The following is a 22,152-nucleotide window of genomic DNA, read 5'->3' as shown; positions in this document are numbered from 1 at the left end:
CTCGAGCGCGCACTATGTGTCCGTGACCCCACCTGACGACGGTCGGCCGGCACGGGCGAAGCCGGTGCTGGCCTCGTTGATCCTCGTCGCCGCAGTGGCGAACCTGAACCTCGCCGTCGCGAACGTGGCACTGCCCGAGATCGGGAAGGCGTTCGACGCGAGCCAGACCCAGCTCAACCTCGTCGCAGTCGGCTATTCCGTCGGTCTCGCCGCGTCCGTGCTCTACCTCGGTGCCGTCGGCGACCGTTACGGACGCAAGACGATGCTGCTGCTCGGCATGGCATTGTCGGTTCCCGCGTCGGCGGTCGCCGGGTTCGCGCCGAGCACCGAGGTGCTGTTCGCGGCGCGGGTGCTCGGCGGTGTCTCCGCCGGTCTGGCGTTCCCCACCACTCTCGCCCTGATCACCGCGCTGTGGTCGGGCGCAGCCCGCACGCGCGCGATCGCGTTGTGGTCGTCGATCGGCGGCGGCCTCACCGCGCTCGGCCCGCTCGTCGCCGGCACCCTGCTCGAACAGTTCTTCTGGGGTTCGGTCTTCCTGGTGACGATCCCGCTCGCGCTGATCGCTTTCGCCCTGACCTGGATGTTCGTGCCCAGCCACGTCAACGAGTCGACCGATCCGGTCGATCATCTCGGCGGCGTGGTCTCGATCGTGCTGGTCGGCTCGCTCGTCCTCGGCATCAACTTCGTGCCCGTCGACGGGATGGAGACCATCGCGGTGTCCGCTCTCGTGATCGCTCTCGTCGCGGTGATCCTCTTCGTCATGCGCCAGCTGCGCGCGGCGAACCCCCTGTTCGACCTGCGGGTCGCCCGGCGTCGCGTGTTCTGGGTCGCGGCCGTCGCGGGCATCATCGTGTTCGGCACCCTGATGGGCACGATGTACATCAGTCAGCAGTACCTGCAGAACGTGCTCGGCTACTCGACTCTCGCGGCCGGATCGGCGGCGCTGCCCGCCGCTTTCGTGATGGTGCTGGTGGCGCCGCAGTCGGCGAAGCTCGTCGGGTCGCACGGCTCCCGCTTCACGCTGCTGTCCGGTTACGTGGCGATCGTGGCCGGGCTCGTCGTCGCACTGACGCTGTGGGACGAGGACGCGCACTACTGGGTGGTCGCCCTGAGCTTCGTGTGCCTCGGAGCCGGTGTCGGTCTCGCCGGTACCCCGGCCTCGCATTCGCTCACCGGCTCGGTGCCGGTCGCCCGTGCCGGGATGGCCTCCGGCACGGCCGATCTGCAACGCGATCTCGGTGGCGCGATCGTCCAGTCGATCCTCGGCGCACTTCTCACGGCCGGGTACTCGGCCTCGCTCGCCGCGACGATCGCGGCGAGTCCGCAGGCCGCGGCGGTCGACGAGCAGACCGAGACCGCACTGGAGAAGTCGTTCGCCGGTGCGGTCGGGATCGCCGAACACTATCCGCAGTACGCACCGCAGATCATCGAGGCCGCCCGGTCGGCCTTCCTCGACGGCGACACCCGCGCCTACACGGCCGCGATTGCGATCGTGCTGGTCGGAGCGGCCCTGATGGCCTTCGTGTTCCCGTCCCACGCCACCGAGATCGCGCTGCTCGAGCGGTACGCCGAGGAGGACGGCGACGTCACGGTCGGCTCCCCTGGGGAACCGGCCCACTGAACCCCGGATCGCCGCACCGTCATCGCCACCCCGTACGGGTCTCCGGCGTTCACCCGGACTGCGACCAGCGTCCGACGTCACCCCGCTCGAGCGCGACGGCGAGCAGTTCCGGGAACCGGTCGGGCGTGCACGCGAAGGCGGGAACCCCGAGTTCGGCGAGCGCCGCAGCGTTGTCGCGGTCGAAGGACGGCGCCCCGTCGTCGGACAGCGCCAGCAACACCACGACCTGCACACCCGCGGCGAGCATCTCCCGGATGCGCGAGAGCATCTCGGCGCGGATGCCGCCCTCGTACAGATCCGAGATGAGCACGAACAGCGAATCGGCCGGGCGCGTGATGAGCGACCTGCTGTAGGCGATCGCCCGATTGATGTCGGTGCCGCCGCCGAGCTGGGTGCCGAACAGCACGTCCACCGGATCGGCGAGCTTGTCGGTCAGATCCACCACCGCGGTGTCGAAGACGACCAGCGAGGTCCGCAGTGCCCGCATCGACGCCAGGACCGCCGCGAACACCGACGCGTAGACCACGCTCGACGCCATCGACCCGGACTGGTCCACCGCGAGCACCACGTCGCGCTTCACCGCCTGGGAGCGGCGCCCGTAGCCCACCAGCTTCTCGGGCACCACCGTGCGATGCTCCGGCAGGTAGTGGGCCAGGTTCGCGCGGATCGTGCGATCCCAATCGATGTCGCGCAGTTTCGGATTCGACGTCCGCGACGACCGGTCGAGCGCACCCGTGACGGCGGTGCGGGTGTGCTGCGCGATGCGAGCCTCGATCTCGCGCACGACCTTCTCGACGACCGTCCGTGCCGTCGCCTTGGTGGTCTCCGGCATCACGCGGTTCAGGCTCAGCAACGTGCCCACGAGGTGCACGTCCGGTTCGACGGCCTCGAGCATCTCGGGTTCGAGGAGCAGCCGGGTCAACCCGAGCCGATCCACGGCGTCGCGCTGCATCACCTGGACGACGGATGTCGGGAAGTAGGTGCGGATGTCGCCGAGCCAGCGCGCCACCCGGGGTGCGGATGCGCCGAGACCTGCGGTGCGCGGTGCCGTGCCGTCGCCGGGCGCGCTGTCGTACAGCGCGGCGAGCGCGGCGTCCATCGCATTGTCGTCGGCCGAGGACAGGGATCCTGTGGAGTCCTCCGCGGCCTCGCCGAGTGCGAGCCGCCAGCGGCGCAGGCGTTCGGTGTCGCCGGATTCGGTTGTCATGCAGACACTCCCAGGATCGACGCGGTGGCGGTCAGGGCGATCCGGCCGCGATCCACGGCCGGCGGTGCCTCCGTGCGGCGGGTGCGTTCGCCTCGCACCGTCTGCCCGAGCAGGCGTCGCTCACCGAAGGCGAACGACCCGAAGGTGCGTCGGAGGACGGGCAGGACGTCGACGAAATCGTCGTCGGTGAGGCCGCTGATCCATTCGTCGACGAGGTCGAACAGTGCGCTGTCGTGGACGAGCAGGAGCCCGCCCCCGCCGAGGAAACCGTCGATCCAGCGCGCCTTCGCGGGTGCGGGTGACCCCACCGACAACGCTCGCGCGACCCGCACGGCCGCGTCGTGTTCGCCGAGTCGGCCGGTGTCGCGCAGCATCCGGGTGGTGCGGCCGACGAGCAGCCCGTCGACGTCGTCGCGCTCACTCACCGACGTCAGTGTGTCGAGCCATCGACCGGTCGCGCTCGGGTCCTCGCGCAGTGCGAGAGCGAGGTGCACATCGTCGATCGCGGTGCGCAGCGCATCGGCGGCGTCGTGGTCGAGGCCGGTGACCGCCGCCGGGAGACCGGCGCACACCCGCGCGAGGAGGGCGTCGCAGACGTGTTCCAGGGAGGACAGATCGGTGCCTCGCACATCGCCGTACCGGACGGTGCGCACGAGGGTCGGCAGTGCGCTCATCAGGTGCAGCACATCGTGATCGAGAGCGGCCGCCGCATCGATCGCCGTCACCAGCGACGGGATCGTGGTCCGCAGGTCGGCGAGCAACGCCCGTTCGAGGAGTTCGGTGAGGTCGGCGAGCGCGATCCCGGAGCGTGCGGCACGGTCGCCCACCGTGGCACCCGCCGCGGATTCCACCGTCGTGCCCCACCGGGACGCCTCGACGATCGCCACCGACAACTCGGGTTCCCACCGCAGCGTCCAGGTCTCGCGGAACGTGCCGGTCGAGCGCACCTCGCTCTCCGCGGGCGTGCCCCAGTCGATCCCGAGCAGCGCCAGGCGGTGCAGCAGTCGCGACCGCGCGACGTCGATCTCGCGGCGCAGGTCCAGATCGAGGTTCTTCGCTTCGGCGGACCGCTTGAGACGCAACGACTTCGCATTCCGATGCAGGTCGGTGTCGAGCGGGACGGTGGGGGTGTCCTCGGAGACCGAACCGAGTGCCTCGCCGACGACGAGCCGCCGTGTGACGAGGTCGAGCAGGACGTCGTCGCCGTCGCACAGCACCGATCGGGTCGCCTCGACGACCTCGTCGAGTCCGGCCACCGCGCGACCGCGCAGTGCCGCGAGCGTGTCGGCGAGGCGCGTCGCCTCGATGACGTGGGCGCTCGAGACGGGCAGATCCTCCTTGCGCAGGACACGGGCCACGCGGGTGAACCAGCGTGCGGTCGTGTCCGTGGGCTGTGTGAACAGGTGGTGGTACCAGCCTGGCGAGGTGATGCCGGCGCCGTAGCCCGACGACAGCGACAACCGGGAGTGGCTCCACGGCACCCACGTGAGAGTGGTCTTGACCTTGGGCATGCCCTTGAGCAGACGCGCGTCGGGGGCGGCCGGTCCGAGTCGGCCGGTCAGTGCGGGCGCGTGCATCGCCCCGCACACCACGGCGATCGCGCGGGCCCCGGCCTTGACCGTTGCGCGCAGCACCTGCCGCATGTGGGCCTCGCGTCGCGCGGTGTGGTCGTCGATCCCGACATCCTCGCGCAGGGCCCGCATCGCGTCGGTGATCTCGTCGAAGGCCTGTGCGGTGCCGTGCTCGACCACCGCGTCCCACCACTGCTCGAAGTCGGCGTAGCCGCCGGCGCGGGCGAGCATGCCGAGCAGATCGTCGGTCGCGCGGTCGCCGACCTCGCGTTCGGCGGCGAGCGACATCGCCGCCGGAAGATCGCAGAACCGCACGTCGGCGTCGTGCAGGTACGCCCAGCGCAGGGCCTGCCACTCGGGCGAGAAGGCCGCGAACGGCCAGAACGCGGCCCGCGCCGGTTCGTCGCGGGCGTAGGCCAGCAATGCGACCGGGGGGACCATGTCGTCGGCCGCGGCGAGCGCGAGCACCGGATCGGCGTCCGACGGACCCTCGATGAGGACGGTGTCGGGTTCGAACTCCGCGAGTGCCTGCAGGACCGCGCGCGCCGAACCCGGCCCGTGGTGCCGGATTCCGAAGACCCGGATCTCCGCGGGCGCAGCCGCGCGGTCGAAGAGAGCGTCGGTCACCCGGTGATCTCCCGGCACGCCCGGTAGAAATCGGTCCAGTCGCCGCGTTCCCGGACGACGGCCTCGAGATATTCGTTCCAGACCACGCGATCGGAGACGGGGTCCTTGACCACCGATCCGAGGATTCCGGCCGCGACGTCGGCGGGCCGCAGCACCCCGTCGCCGAAGTGCGCCGACAGGGCCAGACCACCCGTGACCACCGAGATCGCCTCGGCGGTGGACAGCGTGCCCGACGGGGACTTCAGCTTGGTCCGGCCATCGGTCGTGACACCGCTGCGCAGTTCCCGGAACACCGTGACGACGCGGCGGATCTCCTCCGCGGCCGCGGGCACGGCGGGCAGTTCGAGTGCGGCGCCGAGTTGTTCGACGCGGCGGGTGACGATCGAGACCTCGTCCTCCTCGCTCGCCGGCAACGGCAACACGACGGTGTTGAACCGTCGACGCAGCGCGGACGACAGGTCGTTGACCCCGCGGTCGCGGTCGTTGGCGGTGGCGATGACGTTGAACCCCTTCGTCGCCTGCACCTCGATGCCGAGTTCGGGGACGGGAAGCGTCTTCTCCGACAGGATGGTGATCAGCGCGTCCTGCACGTCGGCGGGGATGCGGGTGAGTTCCTCGATACGGGCCACGGCGCCGTCGCGCATCGCGGTCATGACCGGGGAGGCGACCAGCGCGGCGGCGCTCGGCCCTTCGGCGAGCAGCCGCGCGTAGTTCCAGCCGTACCGCACCGACTCTTCGGTCGTGCCCGCCGTTCCCTGTACGAGCCGGGTCGACGAACCGCTGATCGCGGCGGCGAGATGCTCCGACACCCAGGTCTTCGCGGTACCCGGCACACCGAGCAGCAGCAGTGCCCGGTCGGTTGCCAGGGTCGCGACGGCGACCTCCATCAATCGGCGCGGGCCGACGTACTTCGGGGTGATGACGGTGCCGTCGGACAGTTCGCCGCCGAGCAGGTAGGTCACCACGGCCCACGGCGACAGCTGCCACGACGGCGGGCGCGGCCGGTCGTCGAGTCGCGCAAGTGCTGCGAGTTCGTCCGCGTACTGCTGTTCGGCGTGCGGGCGCAGCAGGTCGGTGCCGGACCCGGCAGTGTCGGATACGTCCGGCCCGGCAGTGTCGGATACGTCCGGCCCGGCAGTGTCGGATACGTCCGGCCCGGCAGTGTCGGATACGTCGGGCCCGGCGGTGTCGGATGCGCCGGATTCGTCGGGCCCGCCGGTCTCGAACGTGCCGGTATCGGACGCCTCGGCCTCATCGGTGCCGACAACTGCGGGGGTCGACTCGAAGTCGGTCAACTCAGCTCCTCGTGGATCGTCTTGCGGAGGGTCAGGGTGTCGGCTGCGCTCGCGAACAGGTGCAGGCGACCGAGATCGTCGGTGCGGTTCGCGGCGTCGGCCAGCAGGTCGGCCAACTCGAAGGGTGCCCGGTGGGCGAGCAACGTCAGCACGTCGCGCACCACGCGGGTGGTCGTCAGCTTCGTGTACAGCGCGGTGAGCACCTTCTCGGCGACATCGCGCGGCCACGGCGCCGGGAGCGCGGCGAGCAGCGTGTCGTCGAGAACCGCGGACGGCGACACATCGCGCAGGTGCGTGAGCAGGATGTCGCGGGGCACGACCTGCGCGACCGCCGCGTCGACGGTGCCGTCGCGTCGTAGCAACGCCGCAGCCCAGTCGCCGTCGCGCTGCCGGACCGCCGCGCGGCCCCACCCCTCCGTCAGTGCCGTGCGGACGGTGTCGTCGACGTCGAACTCCGGTAGCACCGTGTCTCCGGCGTGCTCGCGCCACATCGACAGCGGAGCCGCCGCGACCGCCGCCACCAGCAGATCGCGGGCCGGATCGTCGACGAGACCGTCGCGGAGTGCGCCCTCGTCCGGCCGGTCGGGAACAGCGAGCGTGACGGTCGAGCCGTCGACGAGCAACCACTGCCGCACCCGCTCGGCCATGCGCCGCGCGAACGTGGAGTTCGGCAGGCGGGGGAGAAGGTCGAGTGCCACGGCACGGACCTTGCGGCTGCGGTCGTCGAGGGCGCGTTCGAGCAGGTCTTCGTCGTGCGGACCGAGACCGACCGCGAGCAGGGCGACGAGCTCGGCCCGCTGGGCCGCGGTCTGCGCACCCCACGACGCCGCGAGTGTCGCCGTCGCCGCGGCCGGGTCGTGCGCGCGCAGCGCCTCGAACCATCGGCGTAGCCGGGCGGGCGGACCGGCGTGCCAGGGCGTGTCGTCGAGCGGGTCGGGCGGCAGCAGATCGGCCCATTCCGGGTTGCGCGCTGCCACCCAGCGTCCGCGGGAACCGGTGAGCGCGACCAGCCGGTCGCGGTGCACCGCGTCGGTGGTCGCGACCGTCAGCAGGTCGACCACGATGTCGTGCGACGCGCGGAATCGGGCCGCCACCTCGAACCACTCGTCGAGCAGCGGGGAGCGGACGGCGAGCAGCGCGCGCAGGCGTTCGGCAGCCGCGCCGGGGAGGACGGGACGGTCGTCGTCCGGGGCCGGCGACGGCAGTTCGCGGACCACGGGCACGGTCGCGGCGGTGAGGAAGGTCGTCTCCAGTGCGGCGGCGGCGAGCAGCGTCGCGGCGGGGTCTCCGGCGAGTTCGCCCGCAGCGTCGGCCGTGTGCAGCGCGTCGAACTCCGGCGCGGAGCGTGCCGTGCCGAGAAGTGCTGCGGTCGTAAGCGATTCGGGCAGGGCGGTCACCAGGTCATCACCTGTCCGTCGGTGAACAGTGAGACGGGAGCGAGAGCGGTTCCGTCCCAGTCGCCGCAGACCGTGACGGGACGACCTCCCGCGACGGCGTGCAGCCGCCAGCGGCTGTCGTCGTCACCGGCCAGCGGCAGTGCCCGTCCGGACGGGTCGACGACGTACCAGCCGTCCTCGCTGTCGGTGGGGGTGACCGCGTCGAGCAGGACGGGCCAGGTGCGCAACCACGGATCTGCTCCGCGCATGCGGGCGTATTCGTCCAGCGCAGCGTCGAGTCCGGTGGCGGGCAGGGTCGTGAACGGCTCCGTCTCCCCGTGCTGTCGGCCGAGCACGGCTCGCAGTGGGGCCGCGCCGGGGTAGAAGTGCAGATCGGCGTCGACCAGCGAACCGGGGAAGGGGAGCGGCGTGGTGAAACGTGCTGTGCCGTGAGCGAAGTCGAGCAGGATCGCCCAGCGTCCGCTCGACCGCCCCCGAAGCCACGTCTTGCGGGTGAACATCCGGCTCTCCTCGGTGACGCGCACGGCGAGGACCTGCCAGCGGTCGCGCACAGCCGGTTCGGCGCGGACCTCCTCGCTACGGGTGCTGAAACCGAGATGGGTCTGCAGCGAACGCAGGAGCGGCCTCGGCAGATCGTCGCGCTGTCGGTACGCCACGGTCATCAGGTGCAGGCGCGCGTACTCGGCGAGCAGCCTGGCAGGCCAATCGGTTTCGTCGTTCACGACGGTGGCCAGGGTGCGCAGTGCCGACGCCGCGCCGGGAGCCTGGGCGTCGACCATGCGGGCGGCGATCGTCTCGTAGGTGTCGTAGCCGTGATCCACCGCCCCGAGGCCGTGCCGGATGCGGTCGGTCAGCCAGCGGTCGAGGTCGTCGAGTCCTGCCGCGACCCGCTCAGCGCGGCGCTGGGCGGTCGCCGGATCGGGCGCCTTGACCGGCTCGTCCACCGGGGCGGGAAGTGTGGTGGACGCGACGCGGGCGGCGAGCCATCCGGTGACGAAGTCGGGTGCCTGCGCGGCCGGCACGGCACCCTCGGACCAGCGCACGAGCAGTGACAGGGCGTGCTTGCAGGGCAGTTTCCGGCTCGGGCACGTGCACGTGTAGGCGGGAGCGCTCGGGTCGATCGCCGTGCGGTACGGCGTGGTGCCGCGTCCGCGGCACAGTCCCCACAGGGCGGTGGTGTCGTGACCGGTCTCGAGCCATGCGGAGGCGACGCCGCGCGCAGCCGTCATCGAGGACGGATCGGGCGCGACGGCGTTGATCTGCTGGAGGGTCCAGGGGGCGGTCACGAGCGTCGAAGGTACGAGGCGGGTCCGACAGGAACGGTGGGATCAGGATGTCGCACTGGTCTCCAGACGTGCGCGGATGCCGTCGACGAACAATCGCAGACCGAATTCGAACCGGACGGCGGGGTCGCCGTCGAGCAGGTCGTCGTCGGCCTCGGCCGGCTGCTCGGTCGCGACCTCGGGGGACAGCGGTGCGCGCGTGAGCGCGCCGAGTTCCTCGAGCTGCGCGCGGGACTGCTCGTCGACGGTGTGGCCGAGCACGTAGTGCAACAGCGCGTAGCCGGTGAGTTCGGCGTACGCCCGCGACAGACCCGCGCGTTCCGCGGTGCCGACGAAGGCATCGCGGGCCCGCGAGGTGGTCAGCCGGGAGGCGTAGCTCGAGGCGACGAGTTCGGCGCCGTCGCGGTGGGCGAGCAGTGCGGCGCGGAAACGGTGCGCGAGCTCTGAAAGGGCATCGTCCCAGGCGTCGCTCGCGGGCGGTTCGTCGACACCGTCGAGGATGCGGTCGGCCATGGCGCCGAGCAGGGTCTGCTTGTTCGGGAAGTGCCAGTACAACGCGCCGGGCTGGACGCCGAGCGACGACGCGAGCTTGCGCATCGTCAGGTCGCCGAGCCCGTACTCGTCGAGGATCGCCATGGCGCCGTCGAGGACGTCGCCGCGTCGCAACTGCACTGCTTCTTCGCTCCCGCTTCTCCTGCTGCCCGCGGCGGTACCACGCCACGGGGGATCCGAACCGAAGGATTCGTGCCTTTGACACTATCGGACGCTTCGCCCTAACCTGAACGCTGTTCAATTGAACGATGTTCAAGTTCTCGCCACCTCAGGAGACGGCAGTGACCCAGGCGCCCGCCCGCACCGACATCCTCGAAATCGCTCGCGACCAGGTGCTCGGTCGCGGAATCGGCTTCGACCGTGACCAGACCCTCGAGGTCCTGCAGCTGCCGGACGACCGCATCGACGACCTGCTGGCGGTCGCCCACGACGTGCGCATGGCATGGTGCGGACCGGAGGTCGAGGTCGAGGGGATCATCAGCCTCAAGACCGGCGGCTGCCCCGAAGACTGCCACTTCTGCTCGCAGTCCGGCCTGTTCGCCTCCCCGGTGCGTGCCGCCCGGCTCGACATCCCGTCGCTCGTCGAGGCCGCGAAGCAGACCGCCAAGACCGGAGCCACCGAGTTCTGCATCGTCGCGGCCGTACGCGGACCCGACGAGCGCCTCCTCTCGCAGGTCGCGGCCGGTATCGAGGCGATCCGCAATGAGGTCGACATCCAGATCGCGTGCTCGCTCGGCATGCTCACCCAGGACCAGGTCGACCGGCTCGTCGCGATGGGCGTGCACCGCTACAACCACAACCTCGAGACCGCCCGCTCGCACTTCCCGAAGGTCGTCACCACCCACACCTGGGAGGAGCGCTTCGAGACGCTGCGCATGGTCCGCGAGGCAGGTATGGAGGTGTGCTGCGGAGGCATCCTCGGGATGGGTGAAACCGTCGAGCAGCGAGCCGAATTCGCAGCCGACCTCGCGGCGCTCGAGCCCGACGAGGTGCCGCTCAACTTCCTCAACCCGCGCCCCGGCACCCCTTTCGGTGACCTCGAGGTGCTGCCCGCCACCGAGGCGCTCAAGGCCGTGGCGGCCTTCCGATTGGCGTTGCCGCGCACCATCCTCCGGTTCGCCGGCGGCCGCGAGATCACGCTCGGCGATCTCGGCGCACAAAAGGGGATCCTCGGCGGGATCAACGCCGTCATCGTCGGCAACTACCTCACCACGCTCGGCCGACCGGCGGAGACCGACCTCGATCTGCTCGGCGAACTGAAGATGCCGATCAAGGCCCTCGGCGAGACGATCTGATGTTCGATCCGTTCACCGGCGAAGCGATCGTCGACGGGACGGTCCGGACCCATTCCGCAGCAGTGCAACTCGGACTCGAACCGCCACGGTTCTGCGCTCGGTGCGGTCGGCGGATGATCGTCCAGATCGCGCCGGACGGGTGGTGGGCACGGTGTTCGCGCCACGGGACCGTCGATTCGGTGATGAGCGAACAGCGCTGAGCACCGACCCGATTCGACGGCCGACGGGTTCTACCCATCGTCGTCGGGACCGCCCGGATAGGTCACGACCCCGTCGGAACCCACCGACGGCGTCGCGCCCCACTGTCCCAGCTCGTGCTGTCGCGGCTTCGCATTGTTGACGAGATGCACGACGGTCCATCCCCGTGCGGCGAGGATGTTCGCGATCAACAGTCGGTGACAGCGCCACGGCATCGGCTCACCGCACATGATCGCGACGTGCCGGTGCTCGGCCAGTTCGGTGAGGCGCTCCAATCCGGCCTCGAAGTCGTCGGTGAGGGTGTAATCGGCGTAGTTCTTGAAACTCGCGTTCTTCCAGCCCGCGTTGAGGGCCGGATCGATACCCTTCTGTTTCGGCCGCCTGCCACCGAGTTCGGTGAGGTGCAGATAGCCGATCCCGGCACTGTCGAGCCAGGACGGCATCTCGTCGGCGTCGAACTGCGGGCTGCGGCGCGAACCGGGCATCTTCCGTACGTCGACGACGAGTTCGATGTCGGCCGAGGTCAGCGTGTCGAGCAGGACGGACTGCGGACACGTCCAGTGACCGATGGTCCACAGGACGCGGGAGTCGGCACTCATGGCACCCATCGTCCCATCACGCGGGCGCCACCCGTCGGCGTAGTTCCTCGGCGCCGTCGCCCTCCAACCGGGACAACCCCGCACGACGGCCGGCGAGCAGCAACAGGATCGCGGAGATCGGTCCCCGCACCTCGGGTCCGGAACCGGAGGACCACTCGGTATCGGTTGCACTGAAACGGAATCCGTCGAGCGGGACGTCGGCGAAGACCCGGGCCTTGCCGGTGCCGCGGGTGGACCACATCCGAGTGGCGCCGGCCGCGGCGGCATCCGGTGGCATCGGCAGGTCGCGCTGCAGCGGTACCGCGATGTCCTGGCCGTGGACGAGCAGATCGATCATGGCCTCGAGCGGGGTGATGCCCACGTTGTGCCGCCGGGAGCCGATCATTCCCCGAAGGTCCGCGATCAACTCCTGTGTCGGTCGCCGGGCACGGTCGCGAGAGGACTCGCGGATGATCGTGTTCACCCCGCCGCGATGACGCACGACCATGCGGACGAAATCGACCACGGTGAGCTGCTGCAGCGTGAGGTGCGCGGCGACGTCGCGCACGGTCCAGCCCTCGCACAGCGACGGCCGGCGCCACTCGTCGTCGGTCAGTTGTTCCAGCAGGTCGGCGGTTCGTGCGCGCTGCTCGTCGATTGTGTTCCAGATGTCGTCGACGTTCATGGGATCACCTGACCTGGGTCCGCCGGACACGCGATCCGCCCATTCTAGATCGCGGATCGCTCCCCACCGACGGATTCCGGCGCCGGTACGGCATCCTCCGCGGCACGGCTCACCGACTCCCACTCGAGCCAGATGTCGATCTTCTTCCGGGTGGCGGCGACGGCCGCATCCAGCACGGCGTTGCCCAGGACGATGCGTCGCGGCGGTCGGTCGGCATCGACGACCTCGAGGAGTGCCCGCGCGGCCAGGGTGGGGTGGCTGTCGATGCTCGTGGACGCGCTCTGCTCCTCGATCTCGGCTCGCAGCGAGTCGTAGTCCGATTGCGGAGTGCTCACCGTCATGGTGGTGTAGAGATCGGTCCAGTAGCCGCCCGGCTCGACGATCGTGACGTCGATGCCGAAATGCGCGGCCTCGACGGCCAGTGCTTCACTGAGTCCTTCGAGGGCGAACTTGCTCGCGCTGTACAGCCCTGTGCCGGCCCCGCTCAGTACGCCCCCGATGCTCGAGATCTGCACGAGATGCCCGCGTCCTCGGCTCCGGAAGGCCGCCATGGCGGCCTGGCTGACCCACATCGCTCCGAAGAAGTTCGTCTCGAACTGTGCACGCGCCTGCTCCTCGGTGAACTCCTCGACGAATCCGTAGGTCATGGTGCCCGCGTTGTCGACGACGATGTCGAGGTCTCCGAAATGTTCGCGTGCCCTGTCGAAAGCGGCGAACACCGCCGTGCGGTCGGTGACGTCGGCCGGGAGTCGGAGGAGACGCTCCGGATCCCGGGGGAGATCGGCCGATTCGATCGATCGTGAGACGGCCACGACGTTGTCACCTCTCGACAGCGCGGCACGGACGAACTCCCTGCCCAGGCCGCGGCTCGCGCCGGTGATCAACCAGGTGCGGGGACGCACGCCGGGGGTGACGGAGGATGGGATTGTCGGTTGGGTCTTCAATGGACACCTCCTGGATGAGACGAGACGGTCCGTCTCGTTCATTCGAGAATGATTCACGGAGGACTGTCTGTCAAGACGCAACGTCTCGTCTCGGTGCGGTATCGTCGTCTCATGCCCGCACGCCCCGAAACCGGACACTCCCGGCGGAACCCTGCCTCGCGGAAAGCGATCCTCGATGCCGCTTTCGAACTGGTCGCCGAGGTCGGCTACTCGAAACTCGGTATCGAGGCGATCGCCGCCCGGGCCGGCGTGGGGAAGCAGACGATCTATCGCTGGTGGCCGTCGAAGGGAGCTGTGCTCCTCGATGCGTACCTGGCGCGCACGCAGGGCGACGCCGGGGACGAGGCCGCACTACCCGACAGCGGCGACCTGCGCGCGGACCTCATCGCGGTGCTGCAGGCCACCGTGGCGGAGCTGCGTGATCCGACGTTCGCCGTCCCGCTGCGCGCGTTGACCGTGGCGGTACTCGAAGACCCCGAACTCGCAGCGGAATACGAACACCGGCTCGACACACCGATGCGGGAGATGAAGAAGGCCCGACTCCGGGCCGCGCAGAATGCGGGGCAACTGCCGGACGACCTCGATCTCGATGTCGCCGTGGACTTGCTGTTCGCACCGGTCGCCCAGAAGTGGTCGGCCACGGGCGAACCCCCGTCGGACGACTACGTCCGCACGCTGGTCGAGACCGTCCTCGACGGCCTGACGCGCTCGGCCGAGGGCGTTCGGTCCGCGAGCATGTAACGCGCGACTCCTCGTGTCCGACACACACATCGGAATCGCATGACGATCTGTGCACGACGAACGGGGAGGGGCGGCATGGGTTCGGTCGACATTCTGGAATGGATCAGCGAGGGCTATCTGGCAGGCGATCCGCTGCGCTCGGCGCTGTTCGTCGGGTCGGCCTTCCTGACGATGCCGCTGCAGTTGCTCGCGGTCATCATGGGTCGGCCCTTCTGACCTCCTCGGGGGGGTTCACACCGGCGGTCGCAGGGCGGCGAATTCGTCCGTCACGCGCAGCCGGGAATCGGTGAAGCGGTAGAGCGCCGGGGGTCGGCCTCCCGCTTTTCCGGACGGTGCGGTGTTGCCGGTGCGGGTGAGTACGTTCCGGCGCGCCAGCACTCTTTGAAGATTGGTAGCGTCCACCTCGTATCCCAGTGCAGCGCAATAGATGTCGCGCAGAGTCGACATGGAGAACTCCGCCGGCGCGAGGCCGAACGCGATGTTCGTGTACGACAGCTTCGCGGCCAGGCGTGCATGGGCGTTCGCCACCATGACCCCGTGGTCGAAGGACATCTCGGGAAGGTCCGAGACCGGATGCCAGGCCGTATCGGCCGGCAGCTGGGGATCCGAGGTCAGGGGGATCAGGCCGAGATAGGTCGCCGCGATCGTGCGTGGACCCGGCACCCGATCCGGGTCGGAGAAGACCGACAGCTGTTCGAGATGTGCGACCTTGCGGACGTCGACCTTCTCCGCGAGTTGCCGCCTCGCCGACGTCGTGAGGTCCTCGTCGTTGCGTAGTTGCCCGCCGGGGAGCGACCACGTGCCGACCTGCGGATCGAGGGCCCGTTGCCACAGCAGCACCCCGAGTTCGGGTTCTTCGCGGAGGGTTCCCGAGGTGTCCGGAAAGCGGCGAACCTGGAACACGGCGATGAGCACTTCGTGACGGGTGTTACCATGTGGCATGTTTTCGATCCTAAGTCGAAAACCTCGAACACGGCAATTCCGGTACAACCCGCCGGGATGACACCCTCGAAGGAGCTAGGCCATGACCACGACCGAGTGGGCGGGAGCCGCCACCATCGTCGACGGCCCCGGCGGATACACGGGCGTCGAGGCGACGCCGGAATGGGCCGAGGAGGTCCGTCGGCTGGCCCGTGAGCGCAACGCCACGCTGCTCGCGCACAACTACCAGCTTCCCGCGATCCAGGACGTCGCCGACCACGTCGGCGACTCGCTCGCGCTCTCGCGTATCGCCGCCGAGGCCGAGGAGGACACCATCGTCTTCTGCGGCGTGCACTTCATGGCCGAGACCGCGAAGATCCTCAGCCCGAACAAGACGGTGCTCATCCCCGACGAGCGCGCCGGCTGCTCGCTCGCCGATTCGATCACCGCCGACCAGCTGCGCGAGTGGAAGGCCGACCACCCCGACGCCGTGGTCGTCTCGTACGTCAACACGACCGCCGAGGTCAAAGGCCTGACCGACATCTGCTGCACCTCGTCGAACGCCGTCGACGTCGTCGCGTCCATCGACCCCGACCGTGAGGTGCTGTTCCTGCCCGACCAGTTCCTCGGCGCCCACGTCAAGCGCGTGACCGGCCGCGAGAACATGCACATCTGGGCGGGGGAGTGCCACGTGCACGCCGGTATCAACGGCGACGAGCTCGCCGCGCAGGCCAAGGCGCACCCCGACGCCGACCTGTTCGTCCACCCCGAGTGCGGCTGCGCCACCTCGGCGCTCTACCTCGCCGGGGAGGGCTTCGTGCCCGACGACAAGGTCAGGATCCTGTCCACCGGCGGCATGATCGACGCCGCGCGGGAGACCGGCGCGAAGCAGGTCCTCGTCGCCACCGAGGTCGGCATGCTGCACCAGCTCCGCAAGGCTGCGCCCGGCATCGACTTCCAGGCGGTCAACGACCGCGCATCGTGCCCCTACATGAAGATGATCACCCCCGCCGCCCTGCTCCGCTGCCTGCAGGAGGGGCGCGACGAGGTCCACGTCGCAGCCGACGTCGCCGAGCGGGCCCGCCTGTCGGTGCAGCGCATGATCGCCATCGGCAACCCGGGTAGCGGCGAGTGACGACGCCGTCCGTCCAGGTCGTGTGGGAGGACCACGCCGACCTGGTGGTCGTCGGGGGTGGCGTCGCCGGTCTCACGGCCGCGCGCGCCGCCTCCCGGCGCGGTGCGCGTGTGCTCACGGTGAGCAAGGGTGGCCCCACCGACACGGCCACCCAGTACGCCCAGGGCGGTATCGCCGTGGTGGCACCGGTGGGCGACAGCGTCGACGCCCACGTCGCCGACACGCTCGCCGCGGGTGGCGGGCTGTGCGACGGGGATGCGGTGCGCTCGATCGTCACCGCCGGCCCCGATGCCGTCACCGCCCTGCGCGATCTCGGCGCGGTCTTCGACACCGGTGGTGACGGCGACATCGCCCGCACCCGCGAGGGTGGGCACAGCACCCGCCGCATCATCCACGCCGGTGGCGACGCGACCGGTGCCGAGGTGCAGCGCGCACTGGGCGCGGCGGGCCTGCCCGTCCTGTTCGGTGCGGCCGCCGCCCGCGTCCTCACCGACGCGCGGGGCGTCACCGGACTGCTGGTCCTCGACGGACGCGGGTTCGGGATCGTCCACACACCGGCCGTGCTGCTCGCGACCGGTGGTCTCGGGCAGCTGTACGCGTGCAGCACGAATCCGCCCGGCGCCACGGCCGACGGCATCGCGCTGGCCCTGGCCGCCGGCGCCGGCGTCGCCGACCTCGAATTCGTCCAGTTCCACCCGACCGTGCTGTTCGCGGAAGGGGGCACCGGACGTCGGCCGCTCATCAGCGAAGCGGTGCGCGGTGAGGGAGCGCGACTGGTCGACTCCCGCGGCCGATCGATCACCGACGGTGTGCACCCGCTCGGCGACCTTGCGCCCCGCGACGTCGTCTCGCGGGCCATCGCCGAGCGACTCACCGCGCTCGGCGAGGACCACGTCTACCTCGACGCCCGTCACCTCGATGGCTTCGCCACGCGTTTTCCGACGATCACGGCGATGTGTGCCGAGGCCGGTCTCGACCCGGCCCGGGATCTGCTGCCGGTCGCTCCCGCCGCCCACTATTCGTGCGGCGGTGTCGTCACCGACGTGCACGGCCGCACCCGCATCCCCGGTCTGTACGCGGCCGGTGAGGTGGCACGCACCGGCCTGCACGGCGCGAACCGGCTCGCCTCCAACAGCCTTCTCGAAGGGCTCGTCCTCGGCGAGCGCGCCGGGGTGGCAGCGGCGATCGAACGGACCGGAATGCGTGTCGAGACCGACGGCATTCCCGTCGTCGCCGCGACCGTCTGCGATCGTGCGGTGCTGCAACAACTCATGACCCGGCACGCGCTGGTCGTGCGCGACGCCGACGGATTATCCGCTGCCGCAGTCGAACTCGACGACGCGAGCGTTGCCACGCCGTGTGCCGACGCGGATCGGCTCGAGGACGCGGCGCTCACCGTCACCGCGCGGGCCCTGCTGCTCGCGGCGCAGCGCCGCACCGAATCGCGGGGATGCCACACCCGCAGCGACCATCCGGACACCGACCCGGCGCAGGCACACAGCTTGGAACTGCGCCTCGACGACGGCGAGTTGTCCTTCACCACACCGGAACTGACAGGAGTCAACTGAGATGACCACCGCGCTGCCCGACGGACTCGACCTCGCCGAGACCTGCGAGCTGGTCCGGAAGGCGCTCGACGAGGACCTGCGCTACGGACCGGACGTCACCACCGACGCCACCGTGTCCGCCGACGCCGTCGCCACCGCCTCGGTGGTCGCGCGGCAGGCCGGCACCCTCGCCGGTCTCGACGTCGGGCTGCTCGTCCTTGGCGAGGTCATCGGGGCCGATCACTACCGCGTGCTCGACCGCAGGTCCGACGGGGAGCGTGTGCTGCCCGGCGATTCGGTCCTGACCGTCGAGGCGCCGACCCGCGGCCTGCTCACCGCCGAGCGCACGATGCTCAATCTCCTCTGCCATCTGTCGGGCATCGCGACGGCGACCTCGCACTGGGTCGATGCGGTGACGGGCACCGAGGCGAAGATCCGCGACAGCCGCAAGACGCTGCCGGGAATGCGCGCGCTGCAGAAGTACGCGGTGCGGATGGGTGGCGGCGTCAACCACCGCATGGGGCTCGGCGACGAGGCGCTGATCAAGGACAACCACGTCGCGGCGGCCGGTTCGGTGGTCGCCGCATTGCGAGCCGTCCGCGAGCACGCCCCCGACATCGCGTGCGAGGTGGAGGTCGACACCCTCGAGCAGTTCGACGAGGTGCTCGCCGAGAACGTCGAGTTGATCCTGCTCGACAACTTCCCGCTGTGGCAGACGCAGATCGCGGTGCAGCGGCGCAACACCCACGCGCCGCGGACGCGACTCGAATCCTCCGGCGGCCTGTCCCTCGACGTCGCCGCCGACTACGCGCGCACGGGCGTCGACTACCTCGCGGTGGGTGCGCTCACCCACTCCGTCACGGTGCTCGACTTCGGCCTGGACATGTAGGGCGTAGGTCGCACGTCACCGACCGGACGAATCGGACGCGTCACCGGAAGATTCATCGGTGAGACGGTCCCCGCACTCGCGCCTTCTGGGGTAGAACTGACAGCACATCGACGTGCCGGGACCGGTCACGTGGGGGCGGGCTCCGGTGGTGGCCGGTGCCTTGTGGGGGAGGAAGACAGGACGCGATGCGGTTACCGATGGCACCGACCGACTCGATGTTCCTGCTCGGCGAGTCCCGCGATCATCCGATGCATGTCGGCGGTCTTCTGCTGTTCCAGCCGCCGGAAGGCAAGGACGCGAGCGACCTGCGGTCGATGTTCGCCGAGGCGCTCGCCCATGAGGAACCCGCCGGGCCGCTGTGGTGCAAGCGGCCCACCCGTTCGCTGTTCACCCTCGGTCAGTGGGCATGGGAGGACGATCCGCGCTTCTCCATCGACTACCACGTGCGGTTCAACGCGTTGCCGTCCCCGGGCACGATGGACGATCTGTGGGAGCTCGTCTCCCGTCTGCACGCCTCCCTGCTCGACCGCACGCGTCCGCTGTGGGAGATGCACCTGATCGAGGGCCTGGCCGACGGTCGTTACGCCCTGTACGTGAAGATCCACCACGCGCTCGCCGACGGGGTGGGGGCGATGCGCCTGCTCCGCCGCGCGCTCAGCACCGACCCGGCACGCACCGGCATGCCGGCCCCGTGGGCGGTCGGCGATGCCCGGTCGACGAGCCGCTCGGCCGTGGGTACCGCGATCGGGTTCCCCGGTGCCGTCGTCCGTGCGGCGACCGGCGTGGTGAACGACGCAGTGAACGTGGTGTCCGAGGCGGTGGCCCTGGTCCCGGCGATCGTCGGCACCGTCGACCGGGCACTGCACAATCGCGGGGGTTCGCTGTCGCTGGGTGCTCCGAACACCATCCTCAACCGTCAGATCTCGGGATCGCGCAGATTCGCGGCCCGGTCCTGGCCGATCGAACGACTGCGCATGGCGGCCAAGGCCGCCGACGCGACACTCAACGACGTCGTCCTCGAACTGTCGGGTGGGGCTCTGCGGACGTTCCTCATCGAACACGATGCGCTGCCGGATGATTCGCTGGTCGCCATGGTTCCGGTGTCGTTGCGTCGGAGCACGGACTCGTCGGGCAACGAGATCGGCATCCTCATGTGCACCCTCGGAACGCAGTGCGCCGACCCGGTGGAACGACTTGTGCGCGTGCGCAGTTCGATGATCGAGGGTAAGCATGCGATGAATTCGATGTCGAAACTCGGTCGCCTCGCGACGAGCGCGGTGGGCGTTGCACCCCTCGCGGTGGGGGTACTCACCGGCAACCGGGCGCTCCCGTGGCCGCCGTTCAACGTGATCGTCTCGAACGTGCCGGGTCCGGATGCGCCGCTGTACTGGAACGGTGCGCGTGTCGACGCGTTGTATCCGCTGTCGGTGCCCGTCGACGGGCAGGCGCTGAACATCACGTGCACGAGCACCGACGACGAGATCGCCTTCGGGTTGACCGCGTGCGGCCGCACGGTGCCGGATCTCGTCAGATTGCTCGATCACTTCGACACCGAACTCGAGGCGTTGGAATCCGCTCTCGGGGTCCGCGTGCAGGTCGACGACGACGAGATGCGCGGGGAGAGCGGCACCGGACACGACTGAGCGGCATCGAGAGGATCATCGATGTTCGTCGCTACCGTCAGCGGCTCTCAGCGGTGCATCCGACGAATGTGTCGGTAGCGAGGTGTTTCCGGCTCGATATTGGCTGTCGAGGAATCGACGGCGATGTTCGTCGAGGACTGCCGCGTCCCGCAGGTCGCGGTCGTGTTGTTTCCGGGCGTGGGCGTCGCGATCGGCGGTGTGGCGCCGCTCGGTCCGGTTGGCGGCACGGCCGGCCGCCCCGTCGCTCAGGACGTGCGCCGCCGTGCGGTCGCACGTGATCAGTACTCGTCGGCAGACCGAACGAACGACGGAATCCTGCTCGGGATGACGCGGTAGGTGCTGCTCGAGGACCGCCAGCGGGGTTCGTAGGAGGCGGTAGTGGGTCCGTAATACTGCCTCGATCGTGGAGGGCAGGGGCATTCTCAAGCGCCTTTCGTGCACATCGTGGTCTCCGGACGCCACAGAAGCCCCGGGTGAGTCCGTCTACGTCCGGATATCGATGGTGCTCAGATTTGTTCCGGATTCGGTGCGACGGTCTTCTGCATGCTCTCGTACGCTTGGCGGGCGTCGAGCACGGGCTCGATGATCGACAACCGAAGGCAGGTTTCGCGCCGGCCGAAAACGTACATCAGGTTGCTCGGTTGATCCGGTGCCGGTCCGACGAGTTCGATACCGTCCGGGGGATCGATACCTCGCTGCGACAGGCTCAGGACATTCCAGTCGAACGCGATTCGTTCGGTTCTCCCCAAGCGGGAGGTCAGTGCGGAGACCAGATCGTGGAGTTCGGTAGTGAGATTGTCGCCCCGCGGCCACCAGGCCCCGTCCACGCCGGTGGAGTGGTCATCGGGATCGCGGAGAAGCAGCCGCACCGTGCGGGTCGGCACATCGAAGGGCTGTCCACCGCCGGCAGCGGCTCGGAAACGTCTCAGGTCCCGGTTGGTGAATGCGCGTCGCGGATGTTCCGTCATGTCACACACCCGCGCCGGGTACGGATCGAGGCCGGTGCAGGCAGCCGATGTCCGTTTCGTCGGCCGCCCACGAGGCCTGCCCCCAGGTGCATGGATGCGGGTGATCATCGGCCCGGGGTCGCGGATGTCCGGCGGGGTAACGAGAGAAGGATCGATCGGAGCGGATCCGGGCGTTGTGCAGCGTCATTGCGACGCTCCTGACTGGGCCGTAGGGCGGCCTGCTCGTTCGACGAGGACGACGGGATCGGACATGATCACGTACTGCAGCCTCGGCACCTTCAGCCTACCGTTCCGGTATCGAGGTGGGAGGAGCTCACGTGTGCGAAGTGTTCACGGGCGACCTCGGGGTGAGCGCCGACGTGTACGCGTGCGTGGCCGTGCGGTCGTGTGCCGGTGCGGCCGGTCGTGGCCGTGCACCAGCGAGCACGGTAGCTCGTCGTCGCAGTGCACGCCGCATTCCGGCAGCGGGCACCCATGATCGGGCAGGTGGAGGAGACAGAAGTAGTCGCCGCACCCCGCCTCGTCGTCCCCCTTGTGCCCGAGGGGGTTGTCCCCGCACAGATACCCGCGTCCCCGGTCGATCCGCAGGTGGCACTGCGGATCGTCGCATTCGGCCTCGACTCCGTACCCGGCTTCGCGGCCGTCCGGAAGGATGTAGTACACGAAACCCATGGCTTCTCCTCGTCGGTGAAACGCGTCGGATCCGGAGGGACTTCGGTGGAGGGTCTCCGACTCCGAAGGTGTTCGTCCTCGCTCCGCGAGGAGATCGATGCGAGGGGTGGTGTGAAGACGGCATCGTCGGCTGTCGACGGAACCGGCGATGCCTCCGAGCTGAGCTGTCCGGATGGACAGGCCCGGGTGCGGACGGTGTGCCCTCCCGTCGCAAATCGGAAACGTACGTGCTCGACGGTCATCGAGCGAATGTGCCGATGGTGGGCCGGATCGGCTGCGCAGCCCCCTGCAGGGCGCATCCGGTCCGGCTGGTCCAGCCTCCCATCATCGTGTGACCAGCGATAGGTGGGTGTTCACATCGGCGGCGGGACCGGGATCCTCGG

General features: G+C 69.6%; 22 protein-coding genes. 10 read left to right on the top strand and 12 right to left on the bottom strand.

The annotated features are described in order from the left end of the window. Positions 1-16: 16 nt before the first annotated feature. Positions 17-1,621, top strand: a complete 1,605-nt coding sequence (locus ACWPOC_RS15680; RefSeq protein ID WP_455409027.1) for an MFS transporter — start codon at positions 17-19, stop codon at positions 1,619-1,621. Positions 1,622-1,670: 49 nt separating this feature from the next. On the opposite strand, the gene ACWPOC_RS15675 is transcribed toward ACWPOC_RS15680, so the two are convergent. From ACWPOC_RS15675 to ACWPOC_RS15650, 6 genes are all read right to left on the bottom strand, one after another. After that, entirely contained in the window at positions 1,671-2,828 is a 1,158-nt protein-coding gene (locus tag ACWPOC_RS15675) for a VWA domain-containing protein (RefSeq protein ID WP_455408949.1), read from the bottom strand. Next, positions 2,825-5,026 (bottom strand): DUF5682 family protein, encoded by a 2,202-nt coding sequence (locus tag ACWPOC_RS15670; protein WP_455408948.1) that lies wholly within the window; start codon positions 5,024-5,026, stop codon positions 2,825-2,827. The genes ACWPOC_RS15675 and ACWPOC_RS15670 overlap by 4 nt, the downstream gene beginning before the upstream one ends. After that, the gene (locus ACWPOC_RS15665) at positions 5,023-6,096 is read right to left on the bottom strand and encodes an ATP-binding protein (protein WP_026061628.1); all 1,074 of its coding nucleotides are present in this window, start codon (positions 6,094-6,096) and stop codon (positions 5,023-5,025) included. Before ACWPOC_RS15665 ends, ACWPOC_RS15670 begins: the two co-directional genes overlap by 4 nt. 221 nt (positions 6,097-6,317) lie before the next feature. Next, positions 6,318-7,718, bottom strand: a complete 1,401-nt coding sequence (locus ACWPOC_RS15660; RefSeq protein ID WP_120283160.1) for a DUF5691 domain-containing protein — start codon at positions 7,716-7,718, stop codon at positions 6,318-6,320. Beyond that, entirely contained in the window at positions 7,715-9,004 is a 1,290-nt protein-coding gene (locus tag ACWPOC_RS15655; protein ID WP_455408947.1) for an SWIM zinc finger family protein, read from the bottom strand. Before ACWPOC_RS15655 ends, ACWPOC_RS15660 begins: the two co-directional genes overlap by 4 nt. 42 nt (positions 9,005-9,046) lie before the next feature. Beyond that, positions 9,047-9,673 (bottom strand): TetR/AcrR family transcriptional regulator C-terminal domain-containing protein, encoded by a 627-nt coding sequence (locus tag ACWPOC_RS15650; protein ID WP_120283156.1) that lies wholly within the window; start codon positions 9,671-9,673, stop codon positions 9,047-9,049. Between the two features lie 161 nt (positions 9,674-9,834). Between ACWPOC_RS15650 and bioB the strand changes: the two genes are divergently transcribed. Both bioB and bsaP read left to right on the top strand, forming a co-directional pair. Then, complete coding sequence (gene bioB, locus ACWPOC_RS15645) at positions 9,835-10,848, top strand: biotin synthase BioB (RefSeq protein WP_088898478.1); 1,014 nt, start codon at positions 9,835-9,837, stop codon at positions 10,846-10,848. Then, positions 10,848-11,048: a biotin synthase auxiliary protein BsaP gene (gene bsaP / locus ACWPOC_RS15640; RefSeq protein WP_120283154.1), complete on the top strand. Its 201-nt coding sequence runs from the start codon at positions 10,848-10,850 to the stop codon at positions 11,046-11,048. The genes bioB and bsaP overlap by 1 nt, the downstream gene beginning before the upstream one ends. Before the next feature lie 30 nt (positions 11,049-11,078). On the opposite strand, the gene ACWPOC_RS15635 is transcribed toward bsaP, so the two are convergent. The 3 genes from ACWPOC_RS15635 to ACWPOC_RS15625 are packed head-to-tail and all read right to left on the bottom strand — an operon-like array spanning position 11,079 to position 13,211. Further along, a complete protein-coding gene (locus ACWPOC_RS15635) occupies positions 11,079-11,645 on the bottom strand; it encodes a DUF488 domain-containing protein (protein ID WP_120283152.1) in 567 nt (188 codons plus the stop codon). A gap of 16 nt (positions 11,646-11,661) precedes the next feature. Then, positions 11,662-12,309, bottom strand: coding sequence for a maleylpyruvate isomerase family mycothiol-dependent enzyme (locus ACWPOC_RS15630; RefSeq protein ID WP_088898437.1), 648 nt, complete (start codon positions 12,307-12,309; stop codon positions 11,662-11,664). Positions 12,310-12,353: 44 nt separating this feature from the next. Next, positions 12,354-13,211 (bottom strand): SDR family NAD(P)-dependent oxidoreductase, encoded by an 858-nt coding sequence (locus ACWPOC_RS15625; RefSeq protein ID WP_120283150.1) that lies wholly within the window; start codon positions 13,209-13,211, stop codon positions 12,354-12,356. 153 nt (positions 13,212-13,364) lie between these two features. Here ACWPOC_RS15625 and ACWPOC_RS15620 point away from each other — a divergent pair, with 153 nt between their 5' ends. Continuing rightward, positions 13,365-13,994, top strand: a complete 630-nt coding sequence (locus tag ACWPOC_RS15620; protein WP_088898477.1) for a TetR/AcrR family transcriptional regulator — start codon at positions 13,365-13,367, stop codon at positions 13,992-13,994. A 75-nt stretch (positions 13,995-14,069) separates the two neighbouring features. Continuing rightward, complete coding sequence (locus ACWPOC_RS15615; protein WP_183070720.1) at positions 14,070-14,210, top strand: hypothetical protein; 141 nt, start codon at positions 14,070-14,072, stop codon at positions 14,208-14,210. Positions 14,211-14,225: 15 nt separating this feature from the next. On the opposite strand, the gene ACWPOC_RS15610 is transcribed toward ACWPOC_RS15615, so the two are convergent. Further along, complete coding sequence (locus ACWPOC_RS15610; protein WP_088898435.1) at positions 14,226-14,936, bottom strand: NUDIX hydrolase; 711 nt, start codon at positions 14,934-14,936, stop codon at positions 14,226-14,228. 82 nt (positions 14,937-15,018) lie between these two features. Here ACWPOC_RS15610 and nadA point away from each other — a divergent pair, with 82 nt between their 5' ends. The 5 genes from nadA to ACWPOC_RS15585 all read left to right on the top strand — a co-directional run bounded on the left by nadA (position 15,019) and on the right by ACWPOC_RS15585 (position 20,465). Next, complete coding sequence (nadA, locus tag ACWPOC_RS15605) at positions 15,019-16,050, top strand: quinolinate synthase NadA (protein WP_019289717.1); 1,032 nt, start codon at positions 15,019-15,021, stop codon at positions 16,048-16,050. Then, entirely contained in the window at positions 16,047-17,618 is a 1,572-nt protein-coding gene (locus tag ACWPOC_RS15600) for an L-aspartate oxidase (protein WP_455408946.1), read from the top strand. The genes nadA and ACWPOC_RS15600 overlap by 4 nt, the downstream gene beginning before the upstream one ends. Before the next feature lies 1 nt (position 17,619). Further along, positions 17,620-18,486 carry a carboxylating nicotinate-nucleotide diphosphorylase gene (gene nadC, locus ACWPOC_RS15595; protein ID WP_455408945.1) on the top strand — a complete coding sequence of 289 codons (867 nt, stop codon included), beginning with the start codon at positions 17,620-17,622 and terminating at the stop codon, positions 18,484-18,486. 197 nt (positions 18,487-18,683) lie between these two features. Next, positions 18,684-20,129: a WS/DGAT/MGAT family O-acyltransferase gene (locus ACWPOC_RS15590; RefSeq protein WP_455408944.1), complete on the top strand. Its 1,446-nt coding sequence runs from the start codon at positions 18,684-18,686 to the stop codon at positions 20,127-20,129. 99 nt (positions 20,130-20,228) lie between these two features. After that, positions 20,229-20,465: a hypothetical protein gene (locus ACWPOC_RS15585; RefSeq protein WP_455408943.1), complete on the top strand. Its 237-nt coding sequence runs from the start codon at positions 20,229-20,231 to the stop codon at positions 20,463-20,465. Positions 20,466-20,635: 170 nt separating this feature from the next. Here ACWPOC_RS15585 and ACWPOC_RS15580 read toward each other — a convergent pair whose 3' ends face one another. After that, a complete protein-coding gene (locus ACWPOC_RS15580) occupies positions 20,636-21,097 on the bottom strand; it encodes a DUF5994 family protein (RefSeq protein ID WP_455408942.1) in 462 nt (153 codons plus the stop codon). Between the two features lie 330 nt (positions 21,098-21,427). Next, positions 21,428-21,769 (bottom strand): hypothetical protein, encoded by a 342-nt coding sequence (locus ACWPOC_RS15575; RefSeq protein ID WP_455408941.1) that lies wholly within the window; start codon positions 21,767-21,769, stop codon positions 21,428-21,430. Positions 21,770-22,152 lie beyond the last annotated feature (383 nt).

This window comes from Rhodococcus sp. 5G237 (assembly GCF_053764735.1).
Note: the sequence above shows the minus strand (reverse complement) of the source record. Positions and strands in the feature narration are given on the sequence as shown.

Excerpts from the sequence above, each read along its gene's own strand:
- ACWPOC_RS15675 (WP_455408949.1), bottom strand. The coding sequence starts at position 2,828 with ATGACAACCGAATCCGGCGACACCGAACGCCTGCGCCGCTGGCGGCTC.
- bsaP (WP_120283154.1), top strand. The coding sequence starts at position 10,848 with ATGTTCGATCCGTTCACCGGCGAAGCGATCGTCGACGGGACGGTCCGG.
- ACWPOC_RS15635 (WP_120283152.1), bottom strand. The coding sequence starts at position 11,645 with ATGAGTGCCGACTCCCGCGTCCTGTGGACCATCGGTCACTGGACGTGT.
- ACWPOC_RS15630 (WP_088898437.1), bottom strand. The coding sequence starts at position 12,309 with ATGAACGTCGACGACATCTGGAACACAATCGACGAGCAGCGCGCACGA.
- ACWPOC_RS15620 (WP_088898477.1), top strand. The coding sequence starts at position 13,365 with ATGCCCGCACGCCCCGAAACCGGACACTCCCGGCGGAACCCTGCCTCG.
- ACWPOC_RS15615 (WP_183070720.1), top strand. The coding sequence starts at position 14,070 with ATGGGTTCGGTCGACATTCTGGAATGGATCAGCGAGGGCTATCTGGCA.
- ACWPOC_RS15610 (WP_088898435.1), bottom strand. The coding sequence starts at position 14,936 with ATGCCACATGGTAACACCCGTCACGAAGTGCTCATCGCCGTGTTCCAG.
- nadA (WP_019289717.1), top strand. The coding sequence starts at position 15,019 with ATGACCACGACCGAGTGGGCGGGAGCCGCCACCATCGTCGACGGCCCC.
- nadC (WP_455408945.1), top strand. The coding sequence starts at position 17,620 with ATGACCACCGCGCTGCCCGACGGACTCGACCTCGCCGAGACCTGCGAG.
- ACWPOC_RS15590 (WP_455408944.1), top strand. The coding sequence starts at position 18,684 with ATGGCACCGACCGACTCGATGTTCCTGCTCGGCGAGTCCCGCGATCAT.
- ACWPOC_RS15580 (WP_455408942.1), bottom strand. The coding sequence starts at position 21,097 with ATGACGGAACATCCGCGACGCGCATTCACCAACCGGGACCTGAGACGT.
- ACWPOC_RS15575 (WP_455408941.1), bottom strand. The coding sequence starts at position 21,769 with ATGGGTTTCGTGTACTACATCCTTCCGGACGGCCGCGAAGCCGGGTAC.